Genomic DNA, 19,725 nt, shown 5'->3' with positions numbered 1-19,725 from the left:
AATTTGTTAATGACTTTTGGTTTCTATAAAAAAGCGCTCTAACCCTTCTTCCCAAGACGGCATTTGTAAAAAACCATTTAATCGTAGCATGTTATGTTGAAAGATAGAATATTTGGGCCTCGCAGCCGCAGCCCCGAATTCTTCCGTTGAAACAGGTAATACATTCACTTTCATATTTGTATACGAAAATATCTTTTGTGCAAATTCAAACCAAGAGCATGAGCCTCTGTTTGATACGTGGTATGTACCGTATAAAGAAGTATGAATGAGCTTATTAATAACTATATTTAAATCCGCCACATACGTAGGAGAGCCAACTTGATCCGCTACAACAGATATTTCATCTCTTTCTTTTCCTAATCGCATCATCGTTTTCACAAAATTATTTCCATATTTACCATATAGCCACGATGTGCGAACGATAAAATATTTATTATGTAACTCTTTGACGAACTGCTCCCCCGCATACTTAGAGGCTCCATATATATTTATCGGCGCTGGACTATGAAATTCATCGTATCCCTCTGGTCTGGCGCCTTGAAATACATAATCAGTACTAATATAAACTAGTTTCGCTCCTACTAATTGTGAAGCGACCGCTACATTTCGAGCTCCGATTGCATTTATTCTATATGCAAGATCCTGTTCTTTCTCCGCATGATCTACTTTCGTATAGGCAGCACAATGAATAATTATATGTGGTTTTATTTCTTGTACCACTTGTTGTATTCGGGATATATTTGTCACATCTAATAGCTTTTTATCAAATGGATATATATCATATTCTTCAGAGTTTAACTCTTCAAATAGTTGCTTTCCTAATTGGCCGTTTGCTCCTGTTATGATAACCCTCTCTTTCATTTAACATGCCCCTTACTGGTCTTTTAGTAGTTTCCACCATTCCTTATTCTTTTCATACCATTTCACCGTCTCTTGTAATCCTTGTTCAAACGTATATTTCGGTTCCCAATCAAATTCATTCTTCATTTTCTCCGCATCAATCGCATAACGACGATCGTGCCCTAAACGATCTGTAACATATTCGATGTCTTTTTTTGTTTTTCCTAAAAGAGTAATAATTTGTTCCACAACTTCTACATTTGTTTTTTCATTATTTCCACCTATATTATATACTTCTCCTACACGTCCCTTATGCAGAACAACGTCAATCGCACTACAATGATCCGTTACATGTAACCAATCTCTTACATTTAAACCATCACCATATAACGGTAGTTTTTTTCCTTCCAGTGCATTCGTAACCATTAACGGAATTAATTTCTCGGGATACTGGTACGGCCCATAATTGTTAGAACAACGCGTTACTATAACCGGTAATTGATATGTTTTATAGTAAGATAGAGCTATCAGGTCCGCGCTCGCCTTACTTGAAGAATATGGACTATTTGGAGCTAACGGCGTTTTCTCTGTGAATTTCCCTGTTTTCCCTAAAGAGCCATACACTTCATCCGTTGATACTTGCACAAGTTTTATATGCGAATATTTTTTAACTAGTTCTAATAAAGTGACCGTCCCAATTACATTTGTATCATAAAAAGGAATCGGATTTTCAATACTACGGTCCACATGTGATTCAGCTGCAAAATTTACAATCACTTGTACGTCTCGCTCTTTTATAACGTGTTCTAATAGCTCTCCATTTTGAATTTCCCCTTTTACAAAAGAGTAATTCGGGTGATTCTGAAGAGATTTTACGTTATTTAAATTCCCGCTATATGTTAATGCATCGTAATTAATAATTTTATATGTTTCATAACTTTGTAGCATGTAATGAACGAAATTACTTCCAATAAATCCAGCCCCACCTGTTACTAATATATTCATAAACAACGCTCCTACTTAAAAACTATCTTCATATTCCTCTAGTAATGGTAATATCTGATCCTTATCGGACAATATAGGATCGGTTACTGGCCAAGGAATTGCTAAATCTTTATCTTCCCAAAGTAATCCTGAGTCATGCTCTGCGCTATAATATTCATCTACTTTATACATAACGATAGTATGCGGAACAAGCGTGCAAAATCCATGCGCAAACCCTTTTGGCACTAGTAATTGCCGATGGTTATCTGCACTTAAAATATATCCTTTCCATTGTTTAAATGTTGGTGATTTTTTTCGTAAATCAACGATAACATCATAAATTGCCCCTTGCATAACTTGAATGAGTTTCGTTTGTGCTTTCGGTTTTTTTTGAAAGTGTAGTCCCCGAATCGTTCCTGCCTTAGCCGAATAAGATACGTTATCCTGTACAAATGTATACGTTATCCCTAATGTTTCTAGCACCTGCTTATTATAGCTCTCTGAAAAAAAGCCACGCTCGTCTCCAAACAACCTCGGTTCTAACAATTTTGCATCGGTAAAATTTGTTTCTACAACTTTCATATTCTCACCTATTCTCCGTTAAACTGTTTCCCAAAATTAATATCCCGTGCTAACGTATTCGCCTTTTGAAGCGAAGCGTGAGTTCCCGCATCAGTCCACCAGCCGCTCATTTCATTATAAGTAAGTACCCCTCGTTTTAAATACCAATTATTTATATCTGTAATTTCAAGTTCTCCCCGTGCAGAAGGTTTTAATTCTTTAATATAAGAAAAGACTTTCGAATCATACAAATAAATTCCCGTAACAGCATAAGAGCTTTTCGGCTCTTTCGGCTTTTCTTCAATTTCAACTATTTTTCGGTTTTGAATATGTGCTACGCCAAATCTTTCGGGATCTTCTACAGATTGCAATAGTACTTTCGCACCTTCTTTTTGATTTGTAAACTCTTCAACATACGGAAGAATATCATCTGAAAAAATATTATCCCCTAATATAACTACCATACGATCATTCCCGACGAAATCTTCACAAAGCCCTAACGCCTGTGCGATCCCGCCCGCTTTATCTTGTACTCGATACGTAAAAGACACGCCAAATTCATGACCACTCCCTAAAAAGCTAACAACATTCCCCATATGCTCTTTACCTGTAATAATCATAATATCTGTAATATCGCATTGTTTTAGCTTATATACCGCATGATAAATCATCGGATACCGACCAACAGGAAGTAAATGTTTATTCGTTACTTTCGTTATTGGATATAATCTCGATCCAGTACCACCTGCTAAAATAATTCCTTTCACCCTGCATCTCTCCTTTATGATGGAGATAATATATCTTTGTAATGTTCTATAAACACTTTCCGGTACTTCTCATATGTATCCGCATCAAACTCATCCCCGTTGTAATGAATACACCATAAATTTGCTTGATTTGGGATACCGATTAAATAACCAGCCCTTTGAAACTCTAAAGACTGTGACACATCATAAAAGTGAAACCCTTGAAACAAATCTTCTCGCCACGGAATATCATACTGCGTTGCCATGAATAAACCATCAATTGCCTGAACTGACAAAAATGGTTGATTACCATAAAAAACCTGATCTAAATTTAATAATTGATAATTCTGTCTTCTGTATTCAATCACTTTCCCTACTAAATTTTTTCCTTCCCACCATATCCCGTTATTCGGTAAAAACTGAGCCCCAGCGACTCCTATTAAACCAAGCTTTTCATTTTCTTTAAAAAGAGATATAAGTGTAGAAAACATGTCTCGATTAATAAGATATGTATCTTGATGTATATACACTTTGTATTTCGCTGGATATGAAAGGGCTCGGTTGTATGCACTTGCCATACTTTGTGCATCTCGTATCGGAAAAATTTGTACGACATAGCCAGGGGGAACAAAAATGTTTCTTATTTGACTCTCACATTGTTTGAAAAGCTCTTCATTATTTACACAAACAACAACTAATATTGTATGATCTTTCATTTTTGTCCCCCCTTTTATTCTTCCTTATTTACCTCTGACATATAGTGTTCCACAAATATTTCCCGATACTTTTCATAGTTCGTCATATTCACATCAAAATGATAATGGATACACCAAGCATCGCGCTGTACAGGTACACCGACTGTATATCCTGCTTTTTTAAATTCAAATGATTGAGATACATCATAAAAGTCAAATCCGTCAAATAAGTCTTCTCGCCACGGAACATCATATTGTGTCGCCATTAATAAACCGTCAATACATTCTACAGGAATAAATGTTTTTGATTCATGATACGGTTGTTCTAAACTTGCCATATAAAACAAATCATTCATATAACCAATGACCTTTCCTACAATTCCACGCCCTTCGTTCCATACACCAGTCGGAGGAACATATTGCGCTCCAACCATCCCAATCATCCCAAGGTGTTCATGTTCCTCAAATAATTGAAGTAATCCGTATAAAAAAGCCCTATTTATAATAAAAACATCTTGATGTAAATAAACTTTATACTTCGCTGGATGCGAAATGGCTTGATTGTATCCACTCGTCATACTTTTCGCATTTCGAATCGGCATAAATTGGACAATATACCCTGGCGGTACTAACAATTGCAATATATGTCGCACGCAGTTTGCATACAATTTCCGATCATTTATACATGTAACAAATAATATTGTTTTGTCTGCAGCACTCATAATTGTGATTTTTCAGCTTCAATAATATACTGAAATACAACTGTCTCAGCCATGAAGCCACTTCCAAGACGATATTTTTTACAAATTCCATATAACTCCTCAATAAGTGGCTCATACATTTTATGATCAACATATACACGATCTACTTTACTAATAACATATCCTGCTTTTAAAAACATTCTTAGCATTTCATTAAATGTAAAGAAACGAATATGTGTTTTATCTAATAAACCATATTCTGTATACGTCCAATTTCCGGCAAGTAAGGGAGCTAATACTGAAATATGAGCAACGTTTGGTATACTTGCTAAAATCACACCATTTTGCTTTATATATGGCTTAACCTTTTCAATCACAGCCCACGGATCAAATAAATGCTCTAATACATCTCCAAATAGGATGCAATCAAATTGCCCCTCCTCATAAGGAAGATCTATTTTTTCTATATCCCCTAAAATAACATGATCTAGTCTTTCTTTCGCTTTTTCTGCAGCCTCTGGAAATGCCTCGATTCCTGATACACGTGTACCATTTTCTTTAATAGCTGCTCCCAATGCACCGCTCGAGCAACCAATATCAAGAACTTCTTTCCATTCCTTTTTTATATGCTTTAATAAATTCGGATTCGCTGCATTATAATAATGCTCGGATTTTTCTTCATATAAAGAACTTTTTTCGCGATTCATTTCACACACTCCTTATGCAAATTGAATTAGAAATATAAATCTCATATGAATTCTATAAAGTGCAGATTTTGTTCATCCCCCACTGATTATTAGCCCGCAAATAGCTTTATAAAATTTTTTATCTATATTGGTTACGTTACTGATACTCTAATATATAACCAATCTATTAGAGTTAGAATAACGATAAATCATTTCTAAAAAACGAAACCTATTACGCTTTATATGGTTTATCAAAAACTCCCCGAAAATATTTACGGTTATATTCAATTGCAGCATTATTCGGAACATAAGAAGCTGCTAATTCATTGTAATAATACGCTTTATCCTGCTCCCCTAACCTGCTATAACAAATACACATTTGTAAATAGGGTAGCCATGTGTAGCTAGCTGGACTATGAAAAGGACTTTCCGTTGCCATTGGTACTTCCGTTGCAAGTTTAAACCAAAATATCGCTTCATTATATTTTTCTTGTTCCATATATATATATCCTATTCTTGTACAATTCTCTCCTCTAGGGACGTCATACCGAAACGACTTCACACAAGATTCGATTGCCTTCTCCCACATTCCGAGCTTCGCATAGCAATCTCCTAACTTACCACATGCATAAATTTTCTCTTCATACCATCCTTCGTCTTGATTAAGAAATGTTTCATAAAGAAGAACTGCATCATCATATTTTTGGTTATCCATAGATTCATTTGCGTAATAAAACAAATCCCTCGAACTCAATTCTTCCCCTGCAGCTACAGTATTTTGAAAAATTTTCAAATTACGATTTGTTACTTTTTTTTCTTTTTTATGTGTAATAGCAACTTTACTACTAAAAGTCTCACCGGCAATAGCTAAATACTCATGAACCTTTCCAAACCATTGAAATTGTTTTTCACGCTTTACAAGTCGATTTCTTTTTGTACAATATAAAGGTTTCCCATTAGAATCCATCGCAAGATGATAAGGCATCGAAACAGCATCAAATTTAGGATCTAATTCTATTTTTAAGAGTTTCAATGCTTCTTGAGCATCTTCTAATAATACGTCATCTGCATCTAGCCACAATATATACTCTTGCGTCGCTTTTGAAAAAGAAAAATTTCTTGCTGCCGCAAAATCATCAATCCACTGGAAATCATATATGTTAGAAGTGTATTTCTCTACGATTTCTTTCGTTCGATCGACGGAACCTGTATCAACTACTATAATTTCATCCACAATTTTCTCAACTGTCTCTAAACAACGGGCTATTGTCTCCTCCTCATCTCGAACAATCATACATAAACTAATTGTAATTCCTTGCTTGTTCAACATAATCACCCTCTTCCAAATCAATCATATGTTATACATATACTAAACTTTCCATTTTTTTAAATTGTTCAAGTAGTTTAAGATTTCTTTTCAATAATTCAAATGTCCGTGTCATTTTCTTTCGGTTTTGCATCTACTATATAATGAACGCTTTATGGAGGTGAATTTATGTCAAATAATAATTATTCAAATGGATTAAATCCCGATGAATCTTTATCAGCTAGTGCATTTGACCCTAATCTTGTAGGACCAACATTACCACCGATACCACCGTTTACCCTTCCGACTGGACCGACCGGGCCTACGGGGCCGACCGGACCGACTGGGCCTACTGTACCTACGGGGCCTACTGGACCTACTGGACCGACCGGGCCTACTGGACCTACTGGACCTACTGGACCGACTGGCGGAGGAACTGGAATAACTGGGCCTACTGGGCCGACTGGTGACACGGGGGCTACTGGACCGACTGGGCCTACTGGTAACACGGGGGCTACTGGACTTACGGGGCCTACTGGTGACACTGGGGCTACTGGGGCTACTGGGGCTACTGGACCGACTGGGCCTACTGGTGACACTGGAGCTACTGGACCGACTGGGCCTACTGGGCCGACTGGTGACACGGGGGCTACTGGACCGACTGGGCCTACTGGGCCGACTGGTGACACGGGGGCTACCGGACCGACTGGAGCTACTGGACCTACGGGGGCTACTGGACCGACTGGACCATCCGGATTAGGACTTCCAGCAGGATTATATGCATTTAACTCTGGCGGGATTTCTTTAGATCTAGGAATTAATGATCCAGTACCATTTAATACTGTTGGATCTCAGTTTGGTACAGCAATTTCTCAATTAGATGCTGATACTTTCGTAATTAGTGAAACTGGATTCTATAAAATTACTGTTATCGTATACACTGCAGCAGTAAGTCTATTAGGTGGCCTTACAATTCAAGTGAACGGAGTACCTGTACCAGGTACTGGAACGAGTTTAATTTCAATTGGAGCACCTATCGTTATTCAAGCAATTACGCAAATTACGACAACTCCATCATTGGTTGAAGTAATTGTTACAGGGCTTGGGCTATCATTAGCTCTTGGTACGAGTGCATCCATTATTATTGAAAAAGTTGCTTAATTTTTTACTTAGCAGTAAAACTGATATCAGTTTTACTGCTTTTTCAATTTTAAATTCAATCATGAAACATTCGCTATCTACATAATCATATTGTTGTATGACATTTTGCAGGAGGCACAAATATGGAAAGTAAATCTGCTGTTCAGCTTTATCTCGAATTGCTAAAGAAAACAATTTTATTTGAAATATGGTTGGAATATGAGGCATACTTACCCGCATCTCTACATATTTCGAAAGAACTAGAATTCGAACCCGTTACAGTCCCCCTCCCTTTATTCATTAAGCAATATGCCGAAAACCATAACTTAAAAATTGTAAAACCAAATGTTTCAAAAAGTGAACGTCATGATGGAATGGATTGGCCAAGAGCAGCACATAGCATGATTGGTCGAGAACGTATGAACCAATTACAAGAGGCAATGGAAACCGTTGTTCGTGAAAATATAGAGGGAGATTTTATTGAAACAGGTGTATGGCGCGGAGGATCATGCATTTTTATGAATGGTTTTTTACAAGCGAACAACATTACGAATCGTAATGTGTGGGTCGCAGATTCATTTGAAGGTTTGCCAGCACCGAATCTAGAACAATATCCAAAAGATTACGGTGATTATTTACACACATTCGATTACTTACGCGTCTCTTTAGAACAAGTACAAGAGAATTTTAAAAAATATGATTTACTAAATGATCAAGTAAAATTTTTAAAAGGTTGGTTTAAAGATACTTTACCAACAGCACCAATTGAAAAAATAGCAATTGCACGGCTTGATGGTGATATGTACGAATCCACCATGGATGGTCTCATAAACTTATATGATAAAGTTTCTAAAGGTGGCTATATAATTATCGATGACTACGGGCTACCGCCATGCGCTGAGGCTGTGACAGACTTTAGAAAGCAACGAAATTTAAAAGCCCCTATTACTAAAATTGATGTATTTGGCGTTTATTGGAGAAAAGAATAAACAAGATTTAATCTATAGGAGATTCCATTTTCACTCATCCTTCTCTCACTTCTAATCCAATTAAGTATTTCTTTTGTGGAATCTCCTTACATATAACAATTGTTTTCCTTTGTTCTCTCACTACAAATTGAAAATTTTATTAATAGAGTTACTGCATATTCTCACACAAGAAAGGGGTATACTCATGAGCGAACTTAACAAAGAAATGACTTTACTCCCCCCTCCTGAACTCGTCCAATATGTAGGTGGCGACTTCAAAAAGGTTGGAAAAGAGTTCCTAAAGCATTTTATTCAAATTGGCGCTTTAAAATCAAATGAAAAAGTATTAGATGTAGGCTGCGGCGTCGGCCGAATGGCTGTACCATTAATGAATTACTTAAATGATGATGGAGCGTATTATGGATTTGATTTGTTTAAAGATGGAATTACTTGGTGTCAAAATAACATTTCAACTATGCGTAATAATTTTCACTTTGAACATGTTGACATATACAATCAATTCTATAATCCAGAAGGAAAAGAAGATGCCTCTCAATATCGTTTTCCCTATGAAGACGGGACATTCGATTTTATCTTTTTAACTTCTGTATTTACACACCTTCTCCCAAAAGAATTAGAACATTACGTATCTGAAATTGTACGTGTATTAAAAAAAGACGGGAGATGTTTCATTACATTCTTTCTAATAAATCCTGAATCGTCCTATTATTTAAATGCAGGACAAAGTACATTAGGTTTTTATCATCGAATTGAAAATTGCTACGTTGTAAATAAAGATATTCCCAATTTTGCAGTTGCTTATCCTGAGACAGATATTTGCAATCTATTGAATAAGTATGGTCTAGAAATAATCAATAAGCCACATTATGGTTTATGGTGCGGCAGACCAGAATATACAAGTTACCAAGATATTGTTCTTACAAAAAAAAGCTTCTGAAAGGAAGTTATGTATGGCGAGTGAAAAGAATCTACCTCTCGTTTCTATCCTTATTCCCACTTATAATCGACCCCATTATTTCAAAATCGCTCTAGAAAGTGCATTGGCACAAACTTATTCAAATATTGAAATCATCATTGGAGATGATAGTACAAATGATGAAACAGCAACTCTAATACATGAACAATACTTACCAAATTATAAAAATATAACATACATTCGAAATATCTCTACTCTAGGACAATTTCAGAATGACCTTATGCTCATAGAAAAATCAAATGGTGAGTATATAAATTTTTTAATGGACGATGACGTGTTTTATAAGCATAAAATACAAAAAATGATGGCCTATTTTGAGCAAGATTCCAATAAAGATCTTGCTCTTGTTACTTCTTATCGAGTACGTATTGATGATTATGGAAATCTAATCGGCGATGCCCATCCAACACAAAAGTTATATAGCGAAGATACCCCATTAAACGGAATATTTTTAGGCGACTGGATGCTAAAGGCCGGCCACAACATTATCGGCGAACCTACAACTACTTTGTTTCGAAAGAACTTGCTCACTGAACCTTTTGGCACCCTTAAAGAGCGACAATATTCTTGTAGTGTTGATATGGCCTCATGGATTTCTTTACTTTCTAAAGGAAATGCAATATACATTTCTGAGCCTTTAAGTCAATTTCGCTACCATGCTGGACAACAAATACACAATAAACTACTTCAAGGTTGCGAAGATTTCACACACCTCGTTATAACAGCAAAAGAATATGGATTTTTACAAAATACTACAGACTATAGAACAGCTCTACTTAGTGCTTACAAATGGTGTAAAAGTTCCTTAAAATACTACCTTCATCAACTAGATATTTTTCCTGACGCACATGTACGTCTTGCCCATTGTTTGGATATAATTATTAAAGAGTTAAACAATTAAACTACTCTGCAAAATCAAAAGTGTATGGACTATATGTGAATCATTCGTATAGTTCATACATTCTTTCTCATACTATAAAGTGAAACTTTAATCAGTGGGGGTTTTCTTCATCCCCCACTGATTATTAGTTGAACCAATCGGGCTTTTACGGGCAGTTGATCCCCCTCCTAACTTCTTCGCTTTCGCTGAATTTTGAGGTGGAGGTCTTACTGCCCATTAATGCGGGATAAAATCCATTACTATAAAGAGCAGTAGAAAGGAATACCTACATTGAAAGATTCAAATTCTCAATATCAAATAGACTACGTATTACTATTTATTTTATTTGCCATTGGGATTGTTAGTTGTTGTGCTATTGCAAGTGCGCAAGCCTCCTTACCGCCATTTTTACAAAACGTCAATTTTGTACTCAAGCAAATCCAATGGTACTTCATTGGATTTATAGCCATTGGTGTTATTATGATTATCGATTTCGATCGTTATCAAAAAATTGCTTGGTATTTGTATAGCTTTGCAATGGTACTACTTATTGGACTAGAACTTCAAGTACCAGGTGCCGTTACAATTAAAGGCGCTACCGCTTGGTACAGGCTCCCAGGCATCGGAAATTTTCAGCCTTCTGAAATTATGAAATTGTTTTTAATTATCGTCATTGGACGAATTATAGCAAATCATAATGAGAAATATTTTTCCCGAACAATGCGTGACGATTTTTTATTACTTGGAAAAATATTTGCGACAAGCTTGCCACCACTACTACTTATTGCAAAAGAACCAGATTTAGGAAACACAATGGTCATTTCAGCGATGCTTGCAGCAATGATACTAGTTTCTGGCATACGATGGCGTTTTATTTTCGGATTAGTTTCAGGTACTTTCGTGGCTGGATCTACATTAATATATATTTTTTTTACTCACACAGATTTCTTTAAAGCACACATTTTAAAAGAATATCAATTAAATCGCTTCTACGGATGGTTGGCACCTTACAAATATGATGCGCAAGGCTATCAATTAAGACAAGCATTCTTAGCGACTGGATCCGGAGAAATGCAAGGAAAGGGGTGGGAAAATGGACAAGTATATTTTCCAGAACCACATACAGATTTTATTTTCACTAATGTCGCTGAACAATTTGGATTTCTAGGCGCAAGTGTCATTATTTCACTTTTTTTCTTACTCATTTTTCGAATGATTCATATCGCTTTAGAAAGTAATGACCCTTTCGGTAGTTACATTTGCGCTGGTACAATCGGAATGTTTACTTTCCAAGTATTCCAAAATATCGGGATGACAATCGGATTACTTCCCATTACAGGGATAACATTACCTCTTATGAGCTACGGAGGAAGTTCACTGCTTACATACATGATTGCGATTGGATTCATTTTAAATATTCGCTCAAGAACGAAAAGCTTTATGTTTAAATGAACAACACAAAAACGCTATATTTTTATCTCTATCCTTTTTTAGATATACTAATGAAAAATACGATGGAGGTTTAAATATGAAATATGACATTATAGGAGATATTCATGGATGCTTCCAAGAGTTTCAAAATTTAACAGAGAAGCTAGGATATAACTGGAGTAGCGGTCTACCGATCCACCCTGAACAACGTAAACTTGCATTCGTTGGTGATATTACAGACCGTGGTCCTCATTCATTACGTATGATCGAAATTGTATGGGAACTTGTCATACATAAAAAAGAAGCTTATTACGCTCCTGGAAATCACTGTAATAAACTATATCGATTTTTCCTTGGACGTAATGTAACAATCGCTCACGGACTTGAAACAACTGTCGCTGAATATGAGGCACTTCCCTCTCATAAGCAAAACATTATAAAAGAAAAGTTTATCACTCTTTATGAACAATCACCACTCTACCACATACTAGATGAAAAAAAAGTAATCGTATGTCACGCTGGGATTCGGCAAGATTACATAGGAAGACGAGATAAAAAAGTACAAACCTTTGTATTATATGGCGATATTACAGGAGAAAAGCATGCCGATGGCTCACCTGTCCGTCGCGATTGGGCACAAGAATACAAGGGGCAAGCTTGGATTGTATATGGACATACACCAGTAAAAGAACCTCGATTCGTCAATCAGACAGTCAATATTGATACTGGTGCTGTATTTGGTGGCAAATTAACCGGATTACGTTATCCTGAAATGGAGACTATCTCTGTCCCGTCTTCTTTACCTTTTGTCGCTGAAAAGTTCCGTCCAATTTCATAACTACCTTACTTAGCGAGAGATTACCGTATTATTTAGGCAGATCTCATATAAAACTAGGTAAAGTAATTAAAAAAAGATGCAATAAAGTGCATCTTTTTTTAATTACTTTACATATAATGTCGCAGGAGGTGACAGAATGAAGAAAAAATCTTCTAAACAAAAAAGAAAAATTCCCCCTTTATATCTGCCCATGTACGGAATTAACAACTGGTGTAGTATTCGGGCTGCAGCCATAGAAGAACTAGAAGAACAAGAGTCATCAAAAAAAAGCAAAGTAAAACCAACATATGTCTCTTTAGAAAATGCTGTGATGAACCACATAATCGATCGCAGAAAAATAAAGATGCAACAAAAAAATAAACAGCTCTCAAATCAAGATGAACAGGTACTACGTTCTAACCAAACAGAAGAAAAGGCGGAAGAAAATAATTCTGTAGCAATAAATAAAAAAGTGGAACCAGAAATTCCAGCTGCTATTATAAACAAAGTAAAAAAAATAAAAGAAGCATTAGCTTCATCGAATGATATACAAACTGAAAAACCGCTCATAATTGAGACACCTACACCTGAAAATACAAAAGTTAAAAGGGGCGGCCGATATGCATATGCGGAGGGGCTTCACTCTCATGCGGAGGGCATGGCAGCACATGCGGAAGGCTTATTAACACACGCAAAAGGTTCTTTCTCTCATGCAGAAGGATCCAACTCAAAAGCAACTGGACATAGTTCGCATAGTGAGGGAAGTGAAACGACAGCAGGCGGTGCTTATTCTCATGCGGAGGGTAAACAGACGACTGCTTTAGGCGAAGCAGCACACGCAGAAGGAACCGCAACTATCGCTAACGGCTCCTCTTCTCATGCGGAAGGTCATCATACATCAACAGCTCATTTTGCAGGTAGCCATATTATGGGGCGCTTCGGCACTGCAGAAGAAGCTTATTCCTGGTTTATTGCAAATGGTGCAAACGACACCGACCATAATATCGGTGCTAAATGGCTTGCCCATAATGGAGAAATGTATATTGAGGGCGCGTCTTACAATGCAAGCGGAACGGATTTTGCACAAATGTTTGAAACAGAAGGTCATAAACCTATTGATGTCGGTTATTTCGTTACATTTAGTAGCGAAGAAAAAATTCGGATAGCTACTTCACACGATTCGTTCATTTTAGGAATATCTAGTGCAACCCCTGCACTTATAGGAAATAGCGGGGCTTTAAGTTGGCAAAAACGCTATAAAACAGACAACTTTGGAAAACGCCAATATGTATGGACGGAATCAGAAGAAATACAACCTCTTTTAAATACAGAATGGGATCCAGCTTGCAAATATGTAGCAAGAAAAGATCGCGCCGAGTGGCTTCCTGTCGGATTAATTGGGCAAATGTTAGTACGTGATGACGGCACTTGCGAAACGCATGGATATTGTCGTCCAAATGACAATGGCATTGCTACAAAAGCCGAAAATGGATTTTTCGTTATAAAGCGTACGGGTGAAAACCAAATTTTAATATTATTCCGCTAAGAAAAAAGGGAACAAAATTCTTTATAATATAAGAATTTTGTTCCCTTTTTAAGCATTCCTAAGTAACTCTTGCATATCGCTTGGAATCTTTATAGTGAAAGACATTTCTTTCTCTAAAATAGGATGATAAAACGTCAAAGATTTACTATGAAGTGCTTGCCGTTTCATTTCATCCCTTCTTCCTCCATATAAGTTATCACCAAGTAATGGATGTCCTATATGAGCCATATGCACACGAATTTGATGCGTTCTTCCTGTCTCAAGCTCCAGCGCTACATGTGTCTTATGATATGTACTACCAATTACTTTAAAATGAGTAACTGCCCTTTGTCCATCCTCACAAACTGTTCGCTCAATAATGCTATCAGATTTCCGACCAATTGGTGCATCAATCATTCCTTCTCGTTCTACCATCTCACCGTGAACAATTGCTTCATACGTTCGTTTCACAGCTTTTTGTTGATGCTGCTTCGATAAAAGATGATGCACGAAACGATTTTTTGCAATAAGCATAAGCCCTGAAGTATCACGATCTAACCGTGTTACAATGTGCACTGTACTTGCAAGATACTGCTTATCATAATGAGATAAAAGCGCATTGGCAACACTCCCTGTCGGATGTTCTCTAGACGGAATCGTTGACATGTTCGCCTCTTTATCAATGATAAGAACCGCATCATCTTCATATACAATACATAAAGGGATATCTTCTGCAATCATCCCTTCACTTCTTTCCTCCACTGGAAAAAAAATACGTAATTCTTCACTAGCGCGCAACCGATGACGAACACTCTCATGTTGACCATTTACTTCAATTGCCCCGCCGTGAAACTTTATATCCGTTAAAGCGGCTTTAGAAATACCTTTCGTTTTCAAGAATTCCCTAACTAAAATCCCCTCTTCAGCCAGCCCTATATCCCATTTCAATGTAAATCTGTTCAAATATATAACCCTTTCTATTTATCTGCAACAAACGAGTCACGAACTCGTTTCCAGAACGGGAACGGGCGGAAACGAACAAATCGTACTTTCTCGTTTGCGACACGATACTGGATTGATTTCACATCTTGATGGACCATCGTTAAATGATCCACTGTAATTTGTAAGTTCATTCCTGCAGCTGGCTTTAACACACATGTATGGTGCTTCGGCAATACGAGTGGCGATCCCACAGTACGAAACACACGATTGTTAATGGACGCCATTTCTGCAATTTGAATCGCTTCAATAGAAGGGTGAATAATTGCTCCGCCAAGCGCTTTATTATACGCAGTACTTCCTGAAGGAGTAGAAATACAAAGACCGTCCCCTCGGAATGTTTCAAAATATTCTCCGCGTATTTCTACTTCTGTTACTAATGTACCTTCTGCACTTTTTACAGTCGCCTCATTCATCGCCAAATACTGTGACTCTTTACTTCCATTCACATAGCGAATAATCACTTCTAAAAGCGGATATTCCACCACTTGGAATGGTGTTTTCGCAATCGCAATTACTAATTTCTCTACTTCTGTCGGTAACCAATCTGCATAGAAACCTAAATGTCCTGTATGTACACCAACAAATGCTGTTTCATCCAATCGATTATAATAACGATGAAACGCATATAAAAGCGTTCCATCTCCCCCAACAGAAATTACAATATCGGGTTCCTTTTCATCCATTGTAAATCCAAAATCTAACAAGTACTCTTTCATCGTGCTTGCCAGTGTATCTGATGATTGATCTCCCTTTGACATAATCGTAAATTTCATCGCCCAACACCCTTTAGTTTATGATTCGGAATCTTTCGTTTCTTGCTTTCTTGAAAAAGCCTTCTGCGCTTCTTGAATCTCAAGACGAATAGAAGACATCTCTTCATCTAATAAAAACGCCGCTTCCGCTGCACGTTGCAAGCGTATTTTAATATCTTCAGGAAAACGTCCACTATATTTATAATTTAAAGAATGCTCAATTGTTGCCCAAAAGTTCATTGCTAGCGTGCGTATTTGGATTTCTACCAATACTTTTTTTTCCCCCTGAATCGTTTGAACAGGGTAACTAATGACAACGTGATAAGAGCGGTAGCCGCTATCTTTCTTTTGCGTGACATAATCACGTTCTTCCACGATTTCAAAGTCATTTCGTTTTCGAAGATACTCTACAACAGGCTTAATCTCATCAACAAATTGACACATCATTCGAAGGCCCGCAATGTCTTGCATATCTTCTCTAAGCCGGTCTAGCGGTACATTTCTCTTCTCCGCTTTATCAATAATACTCGCAACTGATTTCACTCGTCCAGTTACAAACTCAATTGGGGAATGCTCCGTCAACATTGCAAACTGCGTACGCATTCCTTTTAATTTCACTTTCAGCTCTGCCACCGCTTGGTGGTAAGGTGCTAAAAATTCTTCCCAATTTCGATTCATTTCAACCACCACCAAAATCAATCCATTTGCTTATAGAAATACTTTTTCTACAGCAGTTACTAGTTCTTCTCCGTAATTTGCATTACCTTCAATATTTTCAACTAAATATTCTACTTCTTCTTTTAATCCTTCTAATTCCATTTCAATGTCATTCACGCGAATGAACATTACCATATCTTTATTCATCGCTTCATGCATTGCTTCCCAGCATGTGTGCGGAATACTTACATAAATGAAAGATGATTCGTTTTCTAAAATATATAAAAATGATAAATTGTCTGAGTCTACAAGTACGTGATTACGCGCACTTAGCTCCTTTACCTCTATTTCACTATTTTCCGCACAAAAAATAAGCGCATTCTCTCTCGTTTCTACGCTCTTAACTTGAATTTTATTTTGCATGCTCGAACTCCTCCATCTCAACTTCCTGTCTTACTTAACAGTATTATTGTATCATAACATGGACGCAAACAAATAAAACATTGAACCAAATTTATGAAAAAGCGATAATGTGTAAAGAATTATTTTTCAAAAGGAGATTATACAATGACACAAGAAATTGAAATTGAATTCAAAAATATCGTTACAAAAGAAGAATTCGATATATTATGTAAATCGTTTTCCATTGAAGCATTTACGAAACAAGTGAATCACTACTTTGAAACACCTGACTTCTCGTTAAAAGAAACTGGCTCTGCACTTCGTATTCGTCATAAAGGAGAAACTTATACGTTAACGCTGAAACAACCTGCAGAAATCGGCTTATTAGAAACGCATCAAGTCGTAACAGAAGACGAAGCAAAAATGATGATGGAAACAAACACAATCATTCAAGGAGCAGTAGTAAATCAACTACACAAATTACAAATTCCTGTTTCCGCTTTAACATATATGGGTAGTTTAACAACAGAAAGAGCCGAAGCATTATTTAAAGGCGGAACGCTTGTCTTTGATCATAGTTTCTATTACAATCACGATGATTATGAAATTGAATTTGAAGTGCAAGATGAAGAAACAGGAAAAGCTGCATTTATTCATTTATTAACGCAACATAACATACCTGTTCGTCATACAAATAACAAAGTAAAACGCTTTTTCCTTGCCAAACAAAACAAAGCACGCTAAAGTGAAAATTCCACTAGTGAATATGTTTCACTAGTGGATACATCTTACTAAAAAAGTTTACACCCGTAGAATAAGCAAAGAATGTTTGAGAAGGCTGTTTATTTGCCCTCTCGAACATTCCATTGCTACAATAGATATACATTTCATGGAAAAAGGAGTTTATAAAGGATGAGCAAGCAACCGATGACACCATTTGAAGCAATTGGCGGTGAACAATGCATTGCAATATTAGTAGATACATTTTATTCCTATGTCAGTAAACACCCTGACTTATCTCCCATCTTCCCGGAAGATTTAACAGAAACTGCTAGGAAGCAGAAGCAATTTTTAACACAATATTTAGGTGGTCCTAATTTGTACACTGAAGAACATGGTCATCCTATGTTAAGAGCACGCCATCTTCCGTTTGAGATTACTCCAAAACGAGCAGAGGCTTGGCTATCATGTATGGAGCAAGCAATGGATGATACTGGAGTGCATGGTCATATAAGAGAGTTTGTTTTTGAACGTTTAGCATTAACCGCTCAGCATATGGTTAATACTCCAAACGAAACAGGTGAAGTGTAATGGATAAGCAGGAAGCAAAGCATATAAATATGCCATCTCCTTCCGCATGCGAGCATAAGTCTGTAGAAGCATATTTATTTATTGATCCACTTTGTAAAGATTGCTGGGAAATTGAGCCTTTTATTATTAAACTATGGCTTGAATACGGGAAATACTTCTCTATTCGTCATATCGTAACAGGAAAAGTGGATGGAACGAACGCTTCCTCACACAAATGGAATAAACCTGCTAATATTCGATTTGTGTGGGAAAAGACAACAAGTTTACAAGGTTTTTCATGTGATGGAAAGGTACATATGCAAGAAGCATCGTCAACACCATATTTAGTTTCGATGGCAATTAAGGCGGCGGAGTTGCAAGGCCGAAAAGCAGGTTCGAAGTTTTTGCGAAAACTCCAAGAATACATTTTCCTTGAAAATGTATCAAACCCTGACTGCGAACTATTACTTGCATGTGCGAAAGACAGCAATATTGATGTAGAAGAATTTAAAAAAGATCTACATTCTGCTAGTGCAAAAAAAGCTTTCCAATGTGACTTGAAATTCACGAATGAGATGCATATTACAGAAATACCCTCCCTCGTCTTTTTTCATGCGAACTCAGATGAAGAAGGTATTAAAATCTCTGGAAATTATTCCTACGATGTATACGTACAATTATTGAAAGAACTTGTAAAATGTGAAATTGAGCCGGAACCATTACCACCTTTAGAAGCATTACTAGAAGCAACACAATTTATATCTTCAAAAGAAGTAGCATTTATTTATGACTGTCCGCAGCAAGAAATTGAGCGCGAACTTAAAAAATTACAACTGAAACGAAAAGTACAAATGATTGAAGTAAAATGCGAACGTTATTGGAAATGGATAGTAAAAGAAAAAGACCTGGTGTAAACACCAGGTCTTTTTCTTTACGGCTTATAAAAATATTAAAGGGGATGGGAGAAATTTTCACGTTCAAACAAAGGGGTATATGTTTGTATGTGAATTCGTTCACGCTTATTATATTACAAGATTCGACGCCAGATGACAACCCCTTTTGTCGAAATTCACACTTTTGTCACATTCTAAACGTTTTCATTTTTGAATAAGCTATAAAAAAGGGCATTTAGGGGGGTTATTTATGAAAAAATCTTATATTGCTCTTCTCTTTCTAGCTGTCATCGTTTCTTTTTTCTTGTACATACTCTCTCTACTACAAGCTTTTCCTAAAATTATTGCCTTACCTCTTTTATTCGGAATCATCGTTATCACTCTCTCTTATTTCAATCATAAAAAAAGATTCAAAGGGTTTTAATTTCAAAAATCAGCTGTAAAACTATCCT

The 19,725-nt window shown here is 36.6% G+C and carries 23 protein-coding genes; 11 read left to right on the top strand and 12 right to left on the bottom strand.

Going from position 1 to position 19,725, the window contains the following annotated elements:
- Positions 1-6: 6 nt before the first annotated feature.
- The 8 genes from rfbD to MHI26_RS06355 form a co-directional block, all read right to left on the bottom strand.
- Entirely contained in the window at positions 7-861 is an 855-nt protein-coding gene (gene rfbD / locus MHI26_RS06390; protein WP_000664662.1) for a dTDP-4-dehydrorhamnose reductase, read from the bottom strand.
- A 12-nt stretch (positions 862-873) separates the two neighbouring features.
- Entirely contained in the window at positions 874-1,845 is a 972-nt protein-coding gene (gene rfbB / locus MHI26_RS06385) for a dTDP-glucose 4,6-dehydratase (RefSeq protein WP_001024180.1), read from the bottom strand.
- Between the two features lie 15 nt (positions 1,846-1,860).
- On the bottom strand, positions 1,861-2,406 hold the full coding sequence (gene rfbC, locus MHI26_RS06380; protein WP_000869419.1) for a dTDP-4-dehydrorhamnose 3,5-epimerase: 546 nt from the start codon (positions 2,404-2,406) through the stop codon (positions 1,861-1,863).
- An 8-nt stretch (positions 2,407-2,414) separates the two neighbouring features.
- Positions 2,415-3,152 (bottom strand): sugar phosphate nucleotidyltransferase, encoded by a 738-nt coding sequence (locus tag MHI26_RS06375; protein ID WP_000676169.1) that lies wholly within the window; start codon positions 3,150-3,152, stop codon positions 2,415-2,417.
- A 14-nt stretch (positions 3,153-3,166) separates the two neighbouring features.
- Positions 3,167-3,847 carry a glycosyltransferase family protein gene (locus MHI26_RS06370; RefSeq protein WP_000651523.1) on the bottom strand — a complete coding sequence of 227 codons (681 nt, stop codon included), beginning with the start codon at positions 3,845-3,847 and terminating at the stop codon, positions 3,167-3,169.
- Between the two features lie 14 nt (positions 3,848-3,861).
- Positions 3,862-4,548: a glycosyltransferase family protein gene (locus MHI26_RS06365; RefSeq protein ID WP_001271181.1), complete on the bottom strand. Its 687-nt coding sequence runs from the start codon at positions 4,546-4,548 to the stop codon at positions 3,862-3,864.
- A complete protein-coding gene (locus tag MHI26_RS06360) occupies positions 4,545-5,234 on the bottom strand; it encodes a class I SAM-dependent methyltransferase (RefSeq protein ID WP_061666490.1) in 690 nt (229 codons plus the stop codon). Before MHI26_RS06360 ends, MHI26_RS06365 begins: the two co-directional genes overlap by 4 nt.
- A 211-nt stretch (positions 5,235-5,445) precedes the next feature.
- Positions 5,446-6,543, bottom strand: a complete 1,098-nt coding sequence (locus tag MHI26_RS06355) for a glycosyltransferase (RefSeq protein WP_000932911.1) — start codon at positions 6,541-6,543, stop codon at positions 5,446-5,448.
- Between the two features lie 165 nt (positions 6,544-6,708).
- On the opposite strand from MHI26_RS06355, the gene MHI26_RS06350 reads away from it, so the two are divergent.
- The 7 genes from MHI26_RS06350 to MHI26_RS06320 all read left to right on the top strand — a co-directional run bounded on the left by MHI26_RS06350 (position 6,709) and on the right by MHI26_RS06320 (position 14,298).
- Positions 6,709-7,680: a BclA C-terminal domain-containing protein gene (locus MHI26_RS06350; RefSeq protein ID WP_061666488.1), complete on the top strand. Its 972-nt coding sequence runs from the start codon at positions 6,709-6,711 to the stop codon at positions 7,678-7,680.
- Between the two features lie 122 nt (positions 7,681-7,802).
- Positions 7,803-8,648: a TylF/MycF family methyltransferase gene (locus MHI26_RS06345; protein ID WP_000444384.1), complete on the top strand. Its 846-nt coding sequence runs from the start codon at positions 7,803-7,805 to the stop codon at positions 8,646-8,648.
- 184 nt (positions 8,649-8,832) lie between these two features.
- A complete protein-coding gene (locus MHI26_RS06340) occupies positions 8,833-9,585 on the top strand; it encodes a class I SAM-dependent methyltransferase (RefSeq protein WP_001292844.1) in 753 nt (250 codons plus the stop codon).
- A gap of 13 nt (positions 9,586-9,598) precedes the next feature.
- Positions 9,599-10,525: a glycosyltransferase family 2 protein gene (locus tag MHI26_RS06335; RefSeq protein ID WP_000135608.1), complete on the top strand. Its 927-nt coding sequence runs from the start codon at positions 9,599-9,601 to the stop codon at positions 10,523-10,525.
- Between the two features lie 270 nt (positions 10,526-10,795).
- Positions 10,796-11,956 (top strand): FtsW/RodA/SpoVE family cell cycle protein, encoded by a 1,161-nt coding sequence (locus MHI26_RS06330; protein ID WP_000655326.1) that lies wholly within the window; start codon positions 10,796-10,798, stop codon positions 11,954-11,956.
- 76 nt (positions 11,957-12,032) lie between these two features.
- A complete protein-coding gene (gene prpE / locus MHI26_RS06325) occupies positions 12,033-12,773 on the top strand; it encodes a bis(5'-nucleosyl)-tetraphosphatase PrpE (protein WP_000872690.1) in 741 nt (246 codons plus the stop codon).
- Positions 12,774-12,909: 136 nt separating this feature from the next.
- The gene (locus MHI26_RS06320) at positions 12,910-14,298 is read left to right on the top strand and encodes a peptidase G2 autoproteolytic cleavage domain-containing protein (RefSeq protein ID WP_061666487.1); all 1,389 of its coding nucleotides are present in this window, start codon (positions 12,910-12,912) and stop codon (positions 14,296-14,298) included.
- Positions 14,299-14,346: 48 nt separating this feature from the next.
- On the opposite strand, the gene MHI26_RS06315 is transcribed toward MHI26_RS06320, so the two are convergent.
- Genes MHI26_RS06315 through MHI26_RS06300 form a run of 4 tightly spaced genes read right to left on the bottom strand, consistent with a single transcriptional unit; the run spans position 14,347 to position 17,111 of the window.
- Positions 14,347-15,240, bottom strand: a complete 894-nt coding sequence (locus tag MHI26_RS06315; RefSeq protein WP_061666485.1) for an RluA family pseudouridine synthase — start codon at positions 15,238-15,240, stop codon at positions 14,347-14,349.
- Positions 15,241-15,254: 14 nt separating this feature from the next.
- Positions 15,255-16,052, bottom strand: a complete 798-nt coding sequence (locus MHI26_RS06310; protein WP_000673196.1) for an NAD kinase — start codon at positions 16,050-16,052, stop codon at positions 15,255-15,257.
- A gap of 18 nt (positions 16,053-16,070) precedes the next feature.
- A complete protein-coding gene (locus MHI26_RS06305; RefSeq protein ID WP_001081480.1) occupies positions 16,071-16,709 on the bottom strand; it encodes a GTP pyrophosphokinase in 639 nt (212 codons plus the stop codon).
- A 30-nt stretch (positions 16,710-16,739) separates the two neighbouring features.
- On the bottom strand, positions 16,740-17,111 hold the full coding sequence (locus MHI26_RS06300) for a UPF0738 family protein (RefSeq protein WP_001180015.1): 372 nt from the start codon (positions 17,109-17,111) through the stop codon (positions 16,740-16,742).
- Positions 17,112-17,255: 144 nt separating this feature from the next.
- Between MHI26_RS06300 and MHI26_RS06295 the strand changes: the two genes are divergently transcribed.
- The 4 genes from MHI26_RS06295 (at position 17,256) to MHI26_RS06280 (ending at position 19,697) form a co-directional block, all read left to right on the top strand.
- Positions 17,256-17,834: a CYTH domain-containing protein gene (locus MHI26_RS06295; protein ID WP_000191113.1), complete on the top strand. Its 579-nt coding sequence runs from the start codon at positions 17,256-17,258 to the stop codon at positions 17,832-17,834.
- Between the two features lie 168 nt (positions 17,835-18,002).
- Positions 18,003-18,401 carry a globin domain-containing protein gene (locus MHI26_RS06290; RefSeq protein WP_000043386.1) on the top strand — a complete coding sequence of 133 codons (399 nt, stop codon included), beginning with the start codon at positions 18,003-18,005 and terminating at the stop codon, positions 18,399-18,401.
- Complete coding sequence (locus MHI26_RS06285) at positions 18,401-19,294, top strand: ClpXP adapter SpxH family protein (protein ID WP_000360649.1); 894 nt, start codon at positions 18,401-18,403, stop codon at positions 19,292-19,294. The genes MHI26_RS06290 and MHI26_RS06285 overlap by 1 nt, the downstream gene beginning before the upstream one ends.
- A 229-nt stretch (positions 19,295-19,523) precedes the next feature.
- A complete protein-coding gene (locus tag MHI26_RS06280; protein WP_000750354.1) occupies positions 19,524-19,697 on the top strand; it encodes a hypothetical protein in 174 nt (57 codons plus the stop codon).
- Positions 19,698-19,725 lie beyond the last annotated feature (28 nt).

Source organism: Bacillus sp. FSL K6-1218, from assembly GCF_038006445.1.
Lineage (GTDB): Bacteria > Bacillota > Bacilli > Bacillales > Bacillaceae_G > Bacillus_A > Bacillus_A thuringiensis_S.
This window is presented reverse-complemented; position numbering and strand designations above follow the sequence as displayed.